This window comes from Streptomyces sp. NPDC094143, from assembly GCF_040303825.1.
In the GTDB taxonomy this organism is placed as follows: domain Bacteria; phylum Actinomycetota; class Actinomycetes; order Streptomycetales; family Streptomycetaceae; genus Streptomyces.
Map to the genome: position 1 here is coordinate 101,669 of NZ_JBEOTZ010000015.1, position 16,580 is coordinate 118,248.

Below are 16,580 nucleotides of genomic sequence, written 5' to 3' on the forward strand. Positions count from 1 at the left end.
TTTTCGAACTGCTAATTACTGAGCTGTAAGAGTGTCGTTACGGGACCGCCCGGGACCGGTTGTGTTCGCAGCGTGACCGCCGGGACAATGGAGGTGATGAACGACGACCTCGCGGCCCTCAGCGCCCGCATCGACCGCACCAACGAGCTGCTCCAGCGCATGCTCGCCGAGGTGGCGAAGACGCCCTCGACCCACGCGATCTTCGTCGACGCGGGGTACCTGTACGCGGCCGCGGGGCGCCTGGTGGCCGGGACGGAGGACCGTCGCGCCTTCGACCTGGACGGCGAGGGCCTGATCGACGCGCTCATCGACCGGGCCCGCACGGTCTTCGCGGACAGCCGGCTCCTGCGGGTCTACTGGTACGACGGCGCCCGCCGCCGGATCCACACCGCGGAGCAGCAGTCCATCGCGGAGCTGCCCGACGTGAAGGTACGGCTGGGCAACCTCAACGCCAACAACCAGCAGAAGGGCGTCGACTCCCTCATCCGCTCCGACCTGGAGTCGCTCGCCCGCCACCGTGCCATCAGCGACGCGGCCCTGCTCGGCGGCGACGAGGACCTGGTCTCGGCGGTGGAGGCGGCCCAAGGCTACGGCGCCCGCGTCCACCTCTGGGGCATCGAGGCGCCGGAGGGCCGCAACCAGGCCGAGCCGCTGCTGTGGGAGGTCGACAGCCAGCGCACACTCGACCTGGACTTCTTCAAGCCGTACGTCTCCCGCCGCACTTCCCCGGTCCACGAGACGGCCGCGGGGCGGCCCAGCCGCGAGGACGTGCGGTTCGTCGGCGCGCAGATCTCCGCGAAGTGGCTGGCGGCGCGCGGCCGGGACTCACTGGTGGAACTGCTGCCCGGGCATCCCTATCTGCCGGGCTCGGTCGACCAGGACCTGCTCGTGGAGGCGGAGGGCCTGCTGCAGTACTCGCTGCGCGGACAGGCGGATCTGCGGCGGGCCCTGCGCGACGGGTTCTGGGAGCACCTGCAGACGCAGTACTAGGAGCCGCCGACCGCGCCGGCACCGTCCCAGAAGCCGGCGAGGGCCCGGGCCGTCGGCAGGGGCTGGTCGGCGTTGGGGGAGTGCTCCGCCCCCGCGACGACCGTGCGGTGCGCGCCCAGCCGTACGGCCATGTCGTCCAGGAGCGCAACCGGCCAGGTGTCGTCGCGCTCGCCCGACAGGACGTGGAACGGCAGCGGCACCGCGGCGAGCTCGGCGACACGGTCCGGCTCGGTGCACAACTGGCGTCCCGTCGCCAGCAGTTGGGCCGGTCGGTTGCCCAGCCAGCGGCGGCGCAACTGGTCCTGGCCACCGAGGCCGCGGGCCGGCCCGCCGACCTCCTCGGGCGCTCCCATCGCCCGGATGGCCTCCCACACCTCCTCCATCGACAGCACGGCGAGCGCGTCCCTGAGCAGCTTCACCCGCTGCTGCTGGGAGACGGAGATCTCCGCCGGACCGGACGACATCAGGGTGAGGGACAGGAAGGGGGTGTGGTCGAGCAGCACGGCGGCACGGGCGATCTGCCCGCCGAGCGAGTGCCCGACGAGATGCAGGGGCACGCCGAGCGCCTCGGCCTGCGCGAGCACGTCCCGCGCCAACTCCGGTTGGGCGTAGGCGGATTCGTCATCCGCGGGCCCGTCCGACTCGTGCTGTCCGCGGCCGTCCACGGCGACGACCCGGTACCCGCGCGCCGCGAGCGGCCCGTGCAGCAGCCGGAAGTCCTCCTTGCTCCCGGTGAACCCGGGCAGCATCAGGACGACACCCCTGACCTCCGTCCCCGGCTCCGGCGACGAGTCGACGACGGCGAAGTCGCCCCGGGCCGTGCGCAGCTTGTACGCGCGGGCGCCCGGGGGTGGAGGAAAGGCGGGGTGGCTGGTCACGGGGGTGAGGGTAGCCGGTGGGGAGCCGGCACCGGCTGAGCACCCGGGAGAACGCCGACGGCCCGGTCCCCTGTGCGGGACCGGGCCGTCGAACGGGGGTGTGTCAGCCCTCCGTGGACTCCGCGGCGGCCGTGGCCTTGCGGGTACGGCGGACCTTGGGCCTGGCCTCCACCACGCCTTCCGAGGCGTCGGCCTTGGTGGCCGTGGCCTTGCGGGTGCGGCGGGGCTTGGCCTCGGCGGTCTCGGGCTCCTGTGCCGTCTGGGCCGGGATCTCGGCGGCCTGGGCGGGGTCAGTGGGCTCGGTGGCCTTGCGGGTGCGGCGGCGGGGCTTGGCCTCCGTGCCTTCGGCGGTGTCGACGGCGGCGTCGGCCTTGGCGGCCGTCGTCTTGCGCGTCCGTTTGGGCTTGGCCTCGGTGGTCTCCGTGGCCGTCTCCGCGGCGGCGGTCTTCCGCGTCCGGCGCGGCTTGGCCTCGGTCGCCTCCGCCGTGTCCACAGCGGTCTCGGCCTTGGTGGCCGTGGCCTTGCGGGTGCGGCGGGGCTTGGCCTCGGCGGTCTCGGGCTCCTGTGCCGTCTGGGCCGGGATCTCGGCGGCCTGGGCGGGATCGGTGGGCTCGGTGGCCTTGCGGGTGCGGCGGCGGGGCTTGGCCTCCGTGCCTTCGGCGGTGTCGACGGCGGCGTCGGCCTTGGCGGCCGTCGTCTTGCGCGTCCGCCTGGGCTCGGCCTCGGTGGTCTCCGTGGCCGTCTCCGTGGCCGCGGTCTTCCGCGTCCGGCGCGGCTTGGCCTCGGTGGCTTCGGCGTTGTCGACAGCGGCCTCGGCCGCGGCGGCGGTCTTGCGCGTGCGGCGCGGCTTGGCCTCTGTCGCCTCCGCCGTGTCGACGGCGGCCTCGGCCGCGGGCGCCGTGGCCTTGCGGGTGCGGCGGCGCGGCGTGGCGGCGGCCTCGGGCTCCGAGGCCACCGGAGCGGCCTCGGCGACGACCGTGGGCTCCGCGGCCGGCGGCGTCACCGCGGCCTCGGGCTCGACCGCCGAGGTGTCCGTGGCGGGCGTCTCCACGACCGCCGTCTCCGACCTGCGCGTACGGCGCCGACGCGGCTTCGCGGCCGCCTCGGAGGCCTCCGCGGTCGTGCCCTCGGCCGTGTCGACGGCGTGCTCCGCCGGTGCGGACGCGGACGTCTCGACGGCCGTGACCGGCGCCGCCTCGGCCGACGCACCGCCGCGCGTCCGGCGACGGCGACGCGGCGTGCGCGGAGCCGTGACGGCCTCCGCCTCGGCCGTACCGCCGGCGGCGGCAGCCGTGGCCTCCGTCTCGGGTGCGGTGGCGCCGGCGGAACCGGGCGCGTCCAGCGGAGTCCCGCCGCGCGTCCGGCGACGGCGGCGCGGCGTACGCGGGGAACGCTCGCGGTCGGCCGAGCGGGACTCGTCCCGGTCGTCGCCGCGGCCACCCCGGCCGCCGCGCCCGCGCGGCCCGCGGCCGCCCGTCTCGCCCAGGTCCTCGAGCTCCTCCGCGTCCAGCCCGGCGCGCGTGCGCTCCGAGCGCGGCAGGAGACCCTTCGTGCCCTCGGGGATGCCGAGGTCGGAGAAGAGGTGCGGGGACGTGGAGTACGTCTCCGGCGGGTCGTTGAAGCCCAGGTCCAGCGCCTTGTTGATCAGCTGCCAGCGCGGGATGTCGTCCCAGTCGACGAGGGTGATCGCCGTACCCTTCGCGCCCGCGCGGCCGGTACGGCCGATGCGGTGCAGGTACGTCTTCTCCTCTTCCGGCGACTGGTAGTTGATGACGTGCGTGACGCCCTCGACGTCGATACCGCGGGCCGCGACGTCGGTGCAGACGAGCACGTCCACCTTGCCGTTGCGGAAGGCCCGCAGGGCCTGCTCGCGCGCGCCCTGGCCGAGGTCGCCGTGGACCGCGCCGGAGGCGAAGCCGCGCTGCTTGAGCTGGTCGGCGAGGTCGGCCGCCGTGCGCTTGGTGCGGCAGAAGACCATGGCCAGCCCGCGGCCGTCGGCCTGGAGGATGCGCGCGACCATCTCGGGCTTGTCCATGTTGTGCGCGCGGTAGACGAACTGCTTGGTGTTCGCGACCGTCGCGCCCGCGTCGTCCGGCGAGGTCGCGCTGATGTGCGTGGGCTGCGACATGTAGCGGCGGGCCAGTCCGATGACCGCGCCCGGCATGGTGGCCGAGAACAGCATGGTCTGGCGGCGCACCGGCAGCATGTTGATGATCCTCTCGACGTCGGGCAGGAAGCCCAGGTCGAGCATCTCGTCGGCCTCGTCGAGGACCAGGCACCTGACGTGCTTCAGGTTCAGCTTCTTCTGCCCGGCGAGGTCGAGCAGCCGGCCCGGGGTGCCGACGACCACGTCGACGCCCTTCTTGAGGGCCTCGACCTGGGGCTCGTAGGCGCGGCCGCCGTAGATCGCGAGGACGCGCACGTTGCGCACCTTGCCCGCGGTCAGCAGGTCGTTGGTGACCTGCGTGCACAGCTCGCGCGTGGGGACGACGACGAGCGCCTGCGGGGCGTCGGTGAGGTCCTCGGGCTTGGCGCGTCCGGCCTCCACGTCGGCGGGGACCGTGACGCGCTCGAGGAGCGGGAGGCCGAAGCCCAGCGTCTTGCCGGTGCCGGTCTTGGCCTGGCCGATGACGTCCGAGCCCGACAGGGCCACGGGAAGCGTCATCTCCTGGATGGGGAAGGCGGTGGTGATGCCGACGGCCTCCAGGGCCTCGGCCGTCTCGGGAAGAATTCCGAGCTCTCGGAACGTCGTAGTCAGGGTGCTGCCTCTTCTGTGTGGGCGGCGCGAGGCGAGCGCGGGGGTCGTGTCGGACCGTGCCGGGGACGTCGGCTGCCTACGGGCGGGCCGTGGAGCACGGGACCGCGCCGACGCTCGAGCGCTCATGCCGCTGAGGGTGTCCCCTCCGGGACTCGTACGCGTGGTGCCGTACGCCGGGGAGGGCTGTCGGGTCGGAGCCGATCGGGCCACCGACCGGGCATCCTCATACGTGCGGCCTGTCGAGGTACGGCGACGTACCAGCAGGCGCATTACCACCATACCCCGGAATCGCGCACATGCGATGGCCGATCCGGTCACGTAGTCGTCGTCACAGTGATTGACCAGGGCCTTACGCCCCCGGGCGAGCGGGCTATTGTGCGCTTCATGACGAGCTCTGACAAGCCTGGCAACGCCTCGGACACCGCCCCCGCCGCCCACACCGGGGTCGCCGCCCTGGACTGGGCGACGGCCTCCGCCGACCCGCAGTACCGCGCCGCGGTCGTGGACCTGCTCGGTGCGCTGGCCTACGGGGAGCTGGCGGCGTTCGAGCGGCTCGCGGAGGACGCCAAGCTGGCGCCGACGCTGGAGGACAAGGCGGAGCTGGCGAAGATGGCGTCGGCCGAGTTCCACCACTTCGAGCGGCTGCGCGGCCGGCTCGCCGAGATCGGGCAGGAGCCCACCTCCGCGATGGAGCCGTTCGTCGCGGCGTACGACGGCTTCCACAAGCAGACGGCGCCCTCGGACTGGCTGGAGGGGCTCGTCAAGGCCTACGTCGGCGACTCCATCGCCAGCGACTTCTACCGGGAGGTCGCGGCCCGGCTGGACTCCGACACCCGTTCCCTGGTGCTGGCCGTGCTCGACGACACCGGGCACGGTGGCTTCGCCGTGGAGAAGGTGCGCGCGGCGATCGACGCCGACCCGCGGGTCGGCGGGCGGCTCGCGCTGTGGGCGCGGCGGCTGATGGGCGAGGCCCTGTCGCAGTCCCAGCGGGTGGTCGCCGACCGGGACGCGCTGTCGACCATGCTCGTCGGCGGTGTCGCGGACGGCTTCGACCTCGCCGAGGTCGGCAGGATGTTCTCCCGGATCACCGAGGCCCACACCAAGCGGATGGCCGCGCTGGGGCTGGCCGCCTAGTCAGGAGCGCCGGCCGTGCCAGGGTCCGGCCCCGGTCAGGCTCGGGGGCCGGGCCCCGGTCAGTCTCCGGGACCGGACCGGGGGCCCCGGCTCCGTCGTCGTGAGCGCCACCACCGGCGACCCGTCAGGCGGTCGCCGATCGGCGGCGCAGTCTTCCCGCGGGGCGCAGCAGCAGCGACAGCGAGGCCACCGAGACGATCACCGCGCCGAGCAGCACCACCAGCAGGTGCCCGGCGTCCAGCGCGCTGTGCATGACGAAGGCCCCGAACAGAGCGCCGGCCACACCGGTCGACAGCACCAGGTGGCGGGACGGCAGGCGGTGCGCCAGCCGCTGCGTGGCCGCCCAGGCCAGAGTCAGGCCGAGGATCGCGGAACTCAGCGCTTCCAGGAGCATGTCGGGGGTCCCTCCCACATGGCCGGCCTGCCCAAATCGGTCGTAGCCCGTCTTACCCCTGACCTGCGGAATCCAATCCACCCCTGTGGGCGACTTGTGCTCCATCCGTGGAGGAACCCCGGTGCCGCAAGGGGCGTGCGGACGCCGAGGGGGCGGGCGGCAAGCGCTGGGAAACGCCGAGGGGGCGGGACGGCCGCAGCCGTCCCGCCCCCTCGCGCACTAGCGCCTACAGCGCGCCGAAGCCCACCTTGCGCGGGGCCGGCTCGCCGATCTCGACGTAGGCGAGGCGGTCGGCCGGGACGAGGACCTTGCGGCCGTGCTCGTCCACGAGGCTCAGCAGCGGCGACTTCCCGGCCAGCGCCTCGGACACCGCCCGCTCGACCTCATCGGCACTCTGACCGCTCTCCAGAACGATCTCGCGGGGCGCGTGCTGCACGCCGATCTTGACCTCCACGGCTATGTCCCTCCGACGGTCAGTGATGTGCGCGAACTTCCGCGCCGTACGCAGCACACATTAGCCCGGTGAGGGGACGTACACGCTCCGCCCGAGAACGCCACGAGCGAACACCGGACGGGAACAACGCGCCCGTCAGTGGTGCTGCTGGTCCGTCCCGTGCAGCGGGAAGCCCGCGATGCCGCGCCATGCCAGCGAGGTCAGCAGCTGCACCGCCTGGTCGCGGGGCACGCTGCGGTCGCTGTGCAGCCAGGAGCGCGCCACCACCTGGGCGAGCCCGCCCAGGCCCGAGGCGAGCAGCATCGACTCCGCGCGCGACAGACCCGTGTCCTCCGCGATCACGTCGCAGATCGCCTCGGCGCACTCGTTGGTGACCTTGTCGACGCGCTCGCGCACCGCCGGCTCGTTGGTCAGGTCCGACTCGAAGACCAGCCGGAAGGCGCCGCCGTCGTCCTCGACGTACGCGAAGTAGGCGTCCATCGTCGCCCGGACGCGCTGCTTGTTGTCGGTCGTCGACGCGAGCGCGTGCCGTACGGCCTGGATGAGCGACTCGCAGTGCTGGTCCAGCAGGGCGAGGTAGAGGTCGAGCTTGCCCGGGAAGTGCTGGTAGAGCACCGGCTTGCTGACGCCGGCGCGCTCCGCGATGTCGTCCATCGCGGCCGCGTGGTAGCCCTGGGCCACGAAGACTTCCTGGGCGGCGCCCAGAAGCTGGTTGCGTCGGGCACGGCGCGGCAGGCGTGTGCCCCGCGGGCGAACCGCCTCTGTCTGCTCGATGGCTGTCACGCCGCCTCCCATAGTCGTCCACGTGCGGATCTGGCCGCGTCGCCATCGTACTTTTCGGTAACCGTGGTGTGCGCGGTGAGAGCGCAGAATTTCACGGACCGGACGGTTACGAAAGCGGTCGAGTAGGTTTCAAACAGGGTCAGAGCGGGCAAAATGCGACTCCTTTCCTGCTCGGTGGCGCGATCTGTGGCCCGCCGGTGGCGAGCGTCACCGGTAGTCGTCCTCGTCGAGCGAGACGATCCGGGCCTGTTCCATCAGGTCGGCCTCGCTGGCGCGGTCCGGGTCGACGGCGGTCAGCGGGTCGTCGCGCTCCGGCGCGAGGTCCGCCCGCTGCTCGGCCGCGTCGACCTCGGGCGCCTCGACACCGAACTCCGGCGTCTCCGGCGCGTCCTCGGCCTCGAACGTCTCCGGGTCGGTGGGGTCTACGGCCATGCTGGGCTCCCTTTCTACGAACGTCCCTGGGAATGCAGGGGCCACATGCGGGTGCCCTCTGTCCGAGCCTAGGAGACACCCGATCCGGACGCTATGCGATCCGCGTCCGGGGCGTGACGCGATGCGTATCCCTTCGACTGCTGTCCATGGTGCTCCCGAGTGCCTCCTCCGTTCCCTGATCAACGGGCTTGATCCTGTGACGGCGAACACAGGCGAACACATGAGTCACTGCGTGATCGTCTCGTAACATTGCCGCATGTCTTCGACCGAGCTGCCGTTCGTGCCGCCCGCCAATGTGCTGCCGAAGGTGGGGACCGTCCGGGTCGCGGAGGGGGAGCGGCTGAGGTCGGTCGAGCTGCCCGGGGTCACGCTGACGGTGCGGTCGAGGCCGCCCGCGCGAGAGGGACTGCCTCCCGCCCTGTGCGTGCACGGGCTCGGGGGCTCCTCGCAGAACTGGTCGGCGCTGATGTCGCTGCTGGAGGACGTCGTCGACCCCGAGGCCCTCGACCTGCCGGGCTTCGGCGACTCGCCGCCCCCGGACGACGGCGACTACTCCGTCACGGGCCACGCGCGCGCGGTCATCCGCTACCTCGACGCCTCCGGTCGCGGGCCCGTGCACCTGTTCGGAAACTCGCTCGGCGGCGCCATCACCACCCGTGTCGCCGCGGTCCGGCCCGATCTCGTCCGTACGCTCACACTTGTGTCACCCGCCCTGCCGGAAATCCGAGTGCAGCGCTCCGCCGTGCCGACGGGGCTGCTCGCCGTGCCCGGGATCGCCCCGCTCTTCACGCGCCTCACGCGCGAGTGGACAGCGGAACAGCGCGTCCGCGGCGTGATGGCGCTGTGCTACGGGGACCCGGGGCGGGTCACGCCGGAGGGATTCCGCAACGCGGTCGAGGAGATGGAGCGGCGGCTGCGGCTGCCGTACTTCTGGGACGCGATGGCGCGCTCCGCGCGCGGGATCGTCAACGCGTACACCCTCGGTGGCCAGCACGGACTGTGGCGCCAGGCCGAGCGCGTCCTCGCGCCGACCCTGCTCGTCTACGGCGGCCGCGATCAGCTCGTCGGCTTCCGCATGGCCCAGAAGGCGGCCCGGGCTTTTCGCGACTCGCGGCTTGTGACGTTGCCGGACGCCGGGCACGTGGCCATGATGGAGTACCCGGAGACGGTCGCCATGGCGTTCCGTGAACTGCTGGACGACTCCGGAGAGTTGGGTACGCAGCGCGCGCGGCGGGCGCGGAGCGCGGCGGACAGTGGTGACTCGCGTGCCCGCGCGGACGACGCCGTCGACCGGGACACCACCGACGAGAGCATGGGGGGCTGAGGCGCGACGTGGGACGCCACAGCCGCCGAGGGCCCGTCGCCAAGGGCGACACCTCGGACACCACCGCAGTACGGGACGGCCGGGACGGGCCGGCGCAGGGGCCGGGGACCGCGCCGGGCCGGACACCGGACGAGGGCCGGGGTGCCCGGCCGGCCTCGCCCGGGGCCGGGCAGGGCGGCTGGCCGCCGCCGGGCGCGGGCGCTCGCCGCGTGCCGGGGCCACGGCCCGCACCGGGACCGGCCGCACCGCAACGCGGGGTGCCTCCGTATGTGACGCCCCAGAACCTGACTTCCCGGAACGTGACGGCTCCGCATGTGACGCGTCCTCAGGGGACGCCGCCGCACGGGATGCCGCGTCTGCCGGAGGGGTGGCTGCCGGAGGGGACGCCGGGGCACGGTGCGCCGCGGCTGCCGGACGGGACGCCCGCGCACGGTGCGCCCAGGCTGCCGGACGGGACCCCGGCGCGTGGTGTGCCCCGGCCCGCCGACGGGACTCCGGCGCACGGTGTGGCCAGGCTGCCGGACGGTACGCCCGCGCCGGGGGTTCGCCGGTCGCCCGACGGGACGCCCGCGCAGGGCTTTCCGCGGGCTCGGGGCGGGCATCCCGAGCAGCGGGAGGCCGGGGGCGGCTGGGGCGAGCTGAGGGGCGGCGGCGCTGGGCGTGCGGGAGCCGGTGCCGCCATACCCCGGCAGCGCCGGGCCTCCGTGCCCGGGCCGCGGCAGGACTATCTCGACGCATTCGACGAGGAGGACGACGTCTTCGCGCCCCGTACGCCCGCTTCCGCGCACGCGGCGGACGCCTACGCCTCCGTCGCGGACCGGAACGCGGGCACCCTGGCCGACAGCCGCTCCGGCGACCCCGGTGGAGCGGCTCCCCCCGGTGCGCCCGGGCCCGGCAGGGGAGGCAAGGGCCGTGCCTTCACCGGCATCGCGGCCGCCGCCGTCACCACCGTGCTGGCCGTGATCGTCGCCGGTCAGGTCGCCGACGACCAAGGCGGCGCCGACGTGCAGTCGCAGTCCGCCGCCGACCGGGCCCGGGACGTCCGCGACCCGGCGTCCCGTGCGGCCGGCCGGGCCACCCCGGCCCCGGGCGCCCGGCTGGCGCCACTGACGTACGAGGCGAAGATGGAGCGGACGTACCCGCTCGGTGCCACGCTCAAGGGCTCGGGCCGGTTCGACGCCGTCCCCGGCATCGCCAAGGCGCGCGGCGCGGGACAGAAGTTCACCTACCGCGTGGACGTGGAACAGGGGCTGGGGCTCGACGCCGAGCTGTTCGCCGAGGCCGTGCAGAAGACGCTCAACGACCAGCGCAGCTGGGCCCACAACGGCGCGCGCACCTTCGAGCGCATCCACTCCGGCCGGCCCGACTTCGTGATCACCCTCGCCAGCCCGGGCACGACCGCCGACTGGTGCGCCAAGTCCGGCCTGGACACCACCGTGGACAACGTCTCCTGCGACTCGGCCGCGACCGAACGCGTGATGATCAATGCCTACCGGTGGGCGCAGGGCTCCGAGACGTACGGCGACGGCGAGATCCACGCCTACCGGCAGATGCTGATCAACCACGAGGTCGGGCACCGCCTCGGCTACGGGCACGTCACCTGCGACAAGGACGGCGACCTCGCCCCGGTCATGCAGCAGCAGACCAAGTTCCTCGACCACGACGGCATCCACTGCCGCGCCAACCCCTGGCCGTATCCGCGAAGTTGAGAGCCGGGGCGGGCCGTGTGGCACGCCTCGCGTTGACATGTGCAGAGAGTTCGTACATATTTCTGGGCATGTCGTCCCGTCCCGCCTCCGTTCGCGCCGCCATCGAGCTGGCGCTCATCGGCGTGACCCCGCTCTGCGTGGCCGACATCCACTGTTGCTGACGCCCGCCCGAGGCGCGCGTCGCGAATCCTTTCCCTCCTGGCCGTGACCCTGTCGCGGTTTCCTCGACGACCCGGCGCCGGGCAGAAGTCTGCTGTTCTCCGTCTCACCCTTCGTCATTTCGTCTCGCGATCCGAGACGCCTTCCGAGAGGTCGTCCTTCCGATGCGCCAACCGTCCGTCATAGCGCGCCGCGTGGCCGCGGCATCCGTGAGCCTGGTCCTGGCAGCGGGCGTCGCCGCCTGCGGCCCTGAGGACAACGATGCCAAGGGCGCCGGCGGCGACTCCACGCCCCACAAGGGCGGCACCCTGACGGTCCTGAACGCCAACCCCCAGCAGGACTTCGACCCGGCCCGCCTCTACACCTCCGGCGGCGGCAACGTCCCGTCCCTGGTCTTCCGTACGCTCACCACCCGCAACCGCGAGGACGGTGCCGCCGGCACGAAGGTCGTCCCCGACCTCGCCACCGACACCGGGCGTCCCAACAAGGACGCGACCGTGTGGACGTACACCCTGAAAAAGGGCCTGAAGTACGAGGACGGCACGCCCATCACCTCGGCCGACATCAAGTACGGCATCGAGCGCTCCTTCGCCCCCGAGCTGTCCGGCGGCGCCCCCTACCTGCGGGACTGGCTGGTCGGGGCCGCCGACTACCAGGGGCCGTACAAGGACGAGAAGGGCCTGGACGCGATCGAGACGCCGGACGAGCGGACCATCGTCTTCCACCTGAACAAGCCCGAGGGCGAGTTCCCCTACCTGGCCACGCAGACGCAGTTCACGCCCGTTCCGAAGGCCAAGGACACCGGCACCAAGTACGAGCAGCACCCGATCTCGTCCGGGCCGTACAAGGTCGTGAAGAACGAGAACGACGGTGAGCGGCTGATCCTGGAGCGCAACCCGCACTGGTCCGCCGCGACCGACGCCGAGCGCAAGGCCTACCCGGACAAGGTCGACGTACGGTCCGGGCTCGACTCGTCGGTGATCAACCAGCGGCTCTCCGCGTCCCAGGGGGCGGACGCCGCCGCGGTCACCACGGACACCAACCTCGGTCCGGCCGAGCTCGCCAAGGTGAGCGGCGACCGGGACCTCGCCTCCCGCGTCGGCACCGGGCACTTCGGCTACACCAACTACATCGCGTTCAACCCGACGATCAAGCCGTTCGACGACATCAAGGTGCGGCAGGCGATCTCGTACGCCATCGACCGCTCCTCCGTGGTCAACGCCGCGGGCGGGTCCGCGCTGGCCGAGCCCGCCACCACCTTCCTGCCGAACCAGAAGTCCTTCGGGTACACGCCCTACGACCTCTTCCCGGCGGGCAAGGCCGGTGACCCGGCCAAGGCGAAGCAGCTGCTGAAGGAGGCCGGGCACCCGAACGGGCTGACCGTCACGCTCACGCACTCCAACGCCCGGGACTTCGAGACCAGCCCGGAGATCGCGACCGCCATCCAGGACGCGCTCAAGAAGGCCGGCATCACGGTCAAGCTGCAGGGCCTGGAGGAGAACGACTACTCCGACAAGATCCACAACGTGAAGACCGAGCCGGGCTTCTTCCTCGCTCACTGGGGCGCCGACTGGCCCTCCGGCGGTCCCTTCCTCGCCCCGATCTTCGACGGCCGGCAGATCGTCAAGGACGGCGCGAACTTCAACACCGGCCTGCTGAACGACAAGTCGGTCAATGCCGAGATTGACGCGATCAACAAGTTGACGGATCTTGACCAGGCCGCCGAGAGGTGGGGTGCACTGGACAAGAAGATCGGCGAGAAGGCCCTGACCGTCCCGCTGTTCCACCCCGTCTACAAGCGTCTGTACGGCAAGGACGTCAAGAACATCGTGATCAGCGACTGGACCGGTGTGCTGGACGTCTCGCAGGTCGCGGTGAAGTGACGCCGTGAGCGAGGCACTCGTCACCGTCGAGGCGGCCGGGACGGACACCTCCGTACCGGCCGCCTCGGGGGCCCGTCAGTTCTGGCGGCGGCTGCGGACGCAGCGCGCCGCCCTCGTCGCGGCGGTCGTCGTCGCGCTGCTCGTCCTGGTCGCACTCGCCGCACCCCTGCTCACCGCCATCGAGGGCCAGGACCCGACCACCTACCACCCCTCCCTGGTGGACTCCGCGCGCGGAGGCGTGCCCATCGGGCCGTTCGGCGGAGCGAGCGCCGACCACTGGCTCGGCGTCGAACCGCAGACCGGCCGGGACCTGTTCGCGCGGCTGGTGTACGGCGCGCGGGTGTCGCTCGGCGTCGCGCTCGCCGCCACGGTCGTGCAGCTCGCGCTCGGTGTCGTCGTCGGGGTCGCGGCCGGGCTCGGCAACCGCTGGGTGGACCTCGTGCTCACCCGGGTCGCCGACATCTTCGTGGCGATGCCGCTGATGGTCGTCGCGCTCGCCCTGCTCGCCATCGTGCCCACCGCCTTCCCGCGCCCGGTGCTGGTGGCGCTGGTCGTGGGCCTGGTCTCCGGCTGGGGGACGCTCGCCAAGATGGTGCGCGCGCAGACACTGACCCTCAAGCAACTCGACTACGTCGCAGCCGCCCGGCTCAGCGGCTGGGGCACCGTCCGGATCGCCCGGCGCGAACTGCTGCCCGGCCTCGCGGCCCCCGTCATCACCTTCGCGGCGATCCTCGTCCCGACGAACATCACCGTCGAGGCGGCCCTGTCCTTCCTGGGTGTGGGCGTGAAGCCGCCGACGCCCTCCTGGGGGCAGATGCTGACCTCCGCCGACGTCTGGTACCAGGCGGCGCCGCAGTACCTGCTGCTGCCCGCGGGCGCGCTGTTCCTGACCGTCCTCGCCCTCACCGTGCTCGGTGACGGCGTGCGCACCGCCCTCGACCCCCGCGCGTCCTCGCGCCTGCGCGTCGGAACGGGCCGCAGGAGGGAGGCATCATGACCGGCTTCGGAGGTTTCGTGCTGCGCCGCGCCGTCGGCGCCCTGGTCACCCTCCTCGCCCTCTCGGTGATCATCTACGTCGTCTTCTACGTCACCCCCGGCAACGTCGCCCAGCTCACCTGCGGTCCGCGCTGCTCACCCGCCCAGGTCCAGCAGGTCGCCGGGCAACTGCATCTCGACGACCCCCTGTTCACCCGCTACTGGCACTTCCTGCAGGGCCTCGTCGCCGGCCAGGACTACTCCACCGGCACCTCGGTCCAGCACTGCTCGGCGCCCTGCCTCGGGCTGTCCTACCAGAGCGACCAGCAGGTCACCGCGCTGATCCTGGCCAAGCTGCCGGTCACCGCCTCGCTCGCGCTCGGCGCGATGGTGCTGTGGCTGGTCATCGGCGTCGGCACCGGCGTGCTGTCGGTGTGGCGGCGCGGGCGGCTCACCGAGCGGCTGCTGACCACCCTCACCCTGGCGGGCATGTCCACGCCCGTATTCGTCATCGGGCTCGTCCTCATGATCGTCGTCTGCGGGCAGCTGGAGCTGCTGCCCTTCCCGCAGTACGTCGCCTTCACCGACGACCCCGAACAGTGGGCCTGGAACCTGCTGCTGCCCTGGCTGTCCCTCGCGCTCATCGAGTCCGCGACGTACGCCCGGCTGACCCGGGCCGCGATGCTGGAGACCCTCGCCGAGGACCACGTCCGCACCTTCCGGGCCTACGGCGTCGGGGAGCGGGCGATCATCGGGCGGCACGCCCTGCGCGGTGCGGTGGCGCCGCTCATCGCCGTGAACGCCAACAACATCGGCGTCCTGTTCGGCGGTGCCGTGCTCACCGAGACGCTCTTCGGACTGCCCGGCATCGGCCAGGAGATGGTCGAGGCCGTCAAGGTCGTCGACCTGCCGGTGGTCGTCGGCATGGTCCTGGTGACCGGCTTCTTCGTGGTCCTGGCCAACGCCGTCGCGGACGTGCTGTACGCGGTGGCCGACCGACGGGTGGTGCTGACATGAGCCTGGTCGACGTGCGCGACCTGCGCGTGGACTTCGGCGGGCTGCGGGCCGTCGACGGACTCTCCTTCCGCCTGGAGGAGGGCGCCGCCCTGGCCCTGGTCGGCGAGTCCGGCTCCGGCAAGTCGACCGTGGCGTCCGCCCTGCTCGGCCTGCATCGCGGCACCGGGGCCCGGGTCACGGGCACGGTCGAGGTGGCCGGCACCGACGTGCAGCGGGCCTCCGAGGAGGAGCTGCGGCGGCTGCGCGGCGGGAAGGCCGCGATGGTCTTCCAGGACCCGCTGTCCTCCCTCGACCCGTACTACGCCATCGGCGACCAGATCGCCGAGGTGTACCGCCTGCACGCGCGCGTGTCCCGGCGGGCCGCACGCGTGCGTGCCGTCGACGTCCTGGACCGCGTGGGCATACCCGACGCGGCCCGGCGGTCCCGGTCCCGGCCGCACGAGTTCAGCGGCGGCATGCGCCAGCGCGCCCTGATCGCCATGGCGCTCGCGTGCGAGCCCGGTCTGCTGATCGCCGACGAGCCGACCACCGCCCTCGACGTGACCGTGCAGGCCCAGGTCCTGGACCTGCTGCACACCCTGCGCGAGGAGACCGGCATGGGGCTGCTGCTCGTCACGCACGACGTGGGCGTCGCCGCCGAAAGCGTCGACGAGGTGCTGGTGATGCGGCACGGCCGGGCGGTCGAACACGGCCCGGTCGCCACCGTGCTGGGCGCGCCGGCCGAGCCGTACACCCGCGAACTGCTGGCCGCCGTCCCGCGGCTGGACGCGCCCGCGAAGGCCCCGGTGGCGCCCGAGGAGGTCGTCCTGGAGGCGACCGGGCTGCGGCGCGAGTTCGGGCGCGGGAAGCGGGCGGTCACGGCCGTGCGCGACGTGTCGCTGACCCTGCGCCGCGGCGAGACCCTCGGCATCGTCGGCGAGAGCGGCAGCGGCAAGACGACGCTGGGCCGCATGCTCGTCGGGCTGCTGGAGCCGACGGCGGGATCGATCACGTTCGAGGGCCGTCCCCACACCGGCGTCCACCCGGCCGTGCAGATGGTCTTCCAGGACCCGGTCTCCTCCCTCAACCCCCGCCGCAGCGTGGGCGAGTCCATCGCCGACCCGCTGCGCGCGCGGGGCGAGCGGGACGAGGGGCGCATCCGGGAGCGCGTCGGAGAACTGCTGGAGCGCGTGGGGCTCGAAACGGCGCACCACGACCGTTACCCGCACGAGTTCAGCGGGGGCCAGCGCCAGCGCGTCGGCATCGCCCGGGCGCTCGCGGCGGACCCGCGCGTCATCGTCTGCGACGAGCCGGTCTCCGCCCTCGACGTCACCACCCAGGCCCATGTGGTGGCGCTACTGGCGGAGTTGCAGCGTGAGCTCGGGCTCGCGCTGGTCTTCGTCGCGCACGACCTGGCCGTCGTGCGCCAGGTCAGCGACCGGGTCGCGGTGATGCGGCACGGCAGCGTGGTCGAGGAGGGGCCGGTCGGCGAGGTGTACGCGTCGCCGCGGGACTCGTACACCCGGCAGCTGCTGGCCGCCGTACCGGCGCTCGACCCCCGGGCCGCCGCGCGACGGCGAGCGGAACGACGGGAGTTGGCCGCAGCGTGACGTTCCGTGTCCGCTCGATCTCCTAGCGCGACGAAACGCGAACCGCACGGGAAAGTTACGACCGTTCACCCCTTTTGGTGGTGCGACGGACAACCGTCCGT

At 72.8% G+C, this 16,580-nt stretch carries 15 protein-coding genes; 9 read left to right on the forward strand and 6 right to left on the reverse strand.

Going from position 1 to position 16,580, the window contains the following annotated elements:
- Positions 1-96: 96 nt before the first annotated feature.
- Positions 97-990 (forward strand): NYN domain-containing protein, encoded by an 894-nt coding sequence (locus ABTZ58_RS20490; RefSeq protein ID WP_351358350.1) that lies wholly within the window; start codon positions 97-99, stop codon positions 988-990.
- Here the strand turns inward: ABTZ58_RS20490 and ABTZ58_RS20495 are convergent.
- Entirely contained in the window at positions 987-1,868 is an 882-nt protein-coding gene (locus ABTZ58_RS20495) for an alpha/beta fold hydrolase (RefSeq protein WP_351358353.1), read from the reverse strand. The genes ABTZ58_RS20490 and ABTZ58_RS20495 overlap by 4 nt on opposite strands.
- Before the next feature lie 103 nt (positions 1,869-1,971).
- Positions 1,972-4,533 (reverse strand): DEAD/DEAH box helicase, encoded by a 2,562-nt coding sequence (locus ABTZ58_RS20500; protein WP_351358356.1) that lies wholly within the window; start codon positions 4,531-4,533, stop codon positions 1,972-1,974.
- A 477-nt stretch (positions 4,534-5,010) separates the two neighbouring features.
- Between ABTZ58_RS20500 and ABTZ58_RS20505 the strand changes: the two genes are divergently transcribed.
- Positions 5,011-5,760, forward strand: coding sequence for a ferritin-like fold-containing protein (locus tag ABTZ58_RS20505; RefSeq protein ID WP_351358359.1), 750 nt, complete (start codon positions 5,011-5,013; stop codon positions 5,758-5,760).
- Positions 5,761-5,884: 124 nt separating this feature from the next.
- Here ABTZ58_RS20505 and ABTZ58_RS20510 read toward each other — a convergent pair whose 3' ends face one another.
- The 4 genes from ABTZ58_RS20510 to ABTZ58_RS20525 form a co-directional block, all read right to left on the reverse strand.
- Positions 5,885-6,154, reverse strand: a complete 270-nt coding sequence (locus ABTZ58_RS20510) for a hypothetical protein (protein ID WP_351358362.1) — start codon at positions 6,152-6,154, stop codon at positions 5,885-5,887.
- Positions 6,155-6,380: 226 nt separating this feature from the next.
- Positions 6,381-6,608: a DUF3107 domain-containing protein gene (locus ABTZ58_RS20515; RefSeq protein ID WP_309096965.1), complete on the reverse strand. Its 228-nt coding sequence runs from the start codon at positions 6,606-6,608 to the stop codon at positions 6,381-6,383.
- Positions 6,609-6,743: 135 nt separating this feature from the next.
- Positions 6,744-7,391: a TetR/AcrR family transcriptional regulator gene (locus ABTZ58_RS20520; protein WP_309096964.1), complete on the reverse strand. Its 648-nt coding sequence runs from the start codon at positions 7,389-7,391 to the stop codon at positions 6,744-6,746.
- A 207-nt stretch (positions 7,392-7,598) separates the two neighbouring features.
- Positions 7,599-7,823: an Rv3202a family protein gene (locus ABTZ58_RS20525; RefSeq protein WP_351358366.1), complete on the reverse strand. Its 225-nt coding sequence runs from the start codon at positions 7,821-7,823 to the stop codon at positions 7,599-7,601.
- 256 nt (positions 7,824-8,079) lie between these two features.
- On the opposite strand from ABTZ58_RS20525, the gene ABTZ58_RS20530 reads away from it, so the two are divergent.
- The 7 genes from ABTZ58_RS20530 to ABTZ58_RS20560 all read left to right on the forward strand — a co-directional run bounded on the left by ABTZ58_RS20530 (position 8,080) and on the right by ABTZ58_RS20560 (position 16,479).
- Entirely contained in the window at positions 8,080-9,147 is a 1,068-nt protein-coding gene (locus ABTZ58_RS20530; protein ID WP_351358369.1) for an alpha/beta fold hydrolase, read from the forward strand.
- 347 nt (positions 9,148-9,494) lie between these two features.
- On the forward strand, positions 9,495-10,856 hold the full coding sequence (locus tag ABTZ58_RS20535) for a DUF3152 domain-containing protein (RefSeq protein ID WP_351358372.1): 1,362 nt from the start codon (positions 9,495-9,497) through the stop codon (positions 10,854-10,856).
- 68 nt (positions 10,857-10,924) lie between these two features.
- Positions 10,925-11,017 carry an Ms4533A family Cys-rich leader peptide gene (locus tag ABTZ58_RS20540; RefSeq protein ID WP_351358375.1) on the forward strand — a complete coding sequence of 31 codons (93 nt, stop codon included), beginning with the start codon at positions 10,925-10,927 and terminating at the stop codon, positions 11,015-11,017.
- Between the two features lie 162 nt (positions 11,018-11,179).
- On the forward strand, positions 11,180-12,898 hold the full coding sequence (locus ABTZ58_RS20545) for an ABC transporter substrate-binding protein (protein WP_351358378.1): 1,719 nt from the start codon (positions 11,180-11,182) through the stop codon (positions 12,896-12,898).
- 4 nt (positions 12,899-12,902) lie between these two features.
- Positions 12,903-13,895, forward strand: a complete 993-nt coding sequence (locus tag ABTZ58_RS20550) for an ABC transporter permease (RefSeq protein ID WP_351358381.1) — start codon at positions 12,903-12,905, stop codon at positions 13,893-13,895.
- A complete protein-coding gene (locus ABTZ58_RS20555) occupies positions 13,892-14,890 on the forward strand; it encodes an ABC transporter permease (protein ID WP_351358384.1) in 999 nt (332 codons plus the stop codon). The genes ABTZ58_RS20550 and ABTZ58_RS20555 overlap by 4 nt, the downstream gene beginning before the upstream one ends.
- Positions 14,887-16,479: a dipeptide ABC transporter ATP-binding protein gene (locus ABTZ58_RS20560; RefSeq protein ID WP_351358387.1), complete on the forward strand. Its 1,593-nt coding sequence runs from the start codon at positions 14,887-14,889 to the stop codon at positions 16,477-16,479. The genes ABTZ58_RS20555 and ABTZ58_RS20560 overlap by 4 nt, the downstream gene beginning before the upstream one ends.
- The last annotated feature ends 101 nt before the right edge of the window (positions 16,480-16,580 follow it).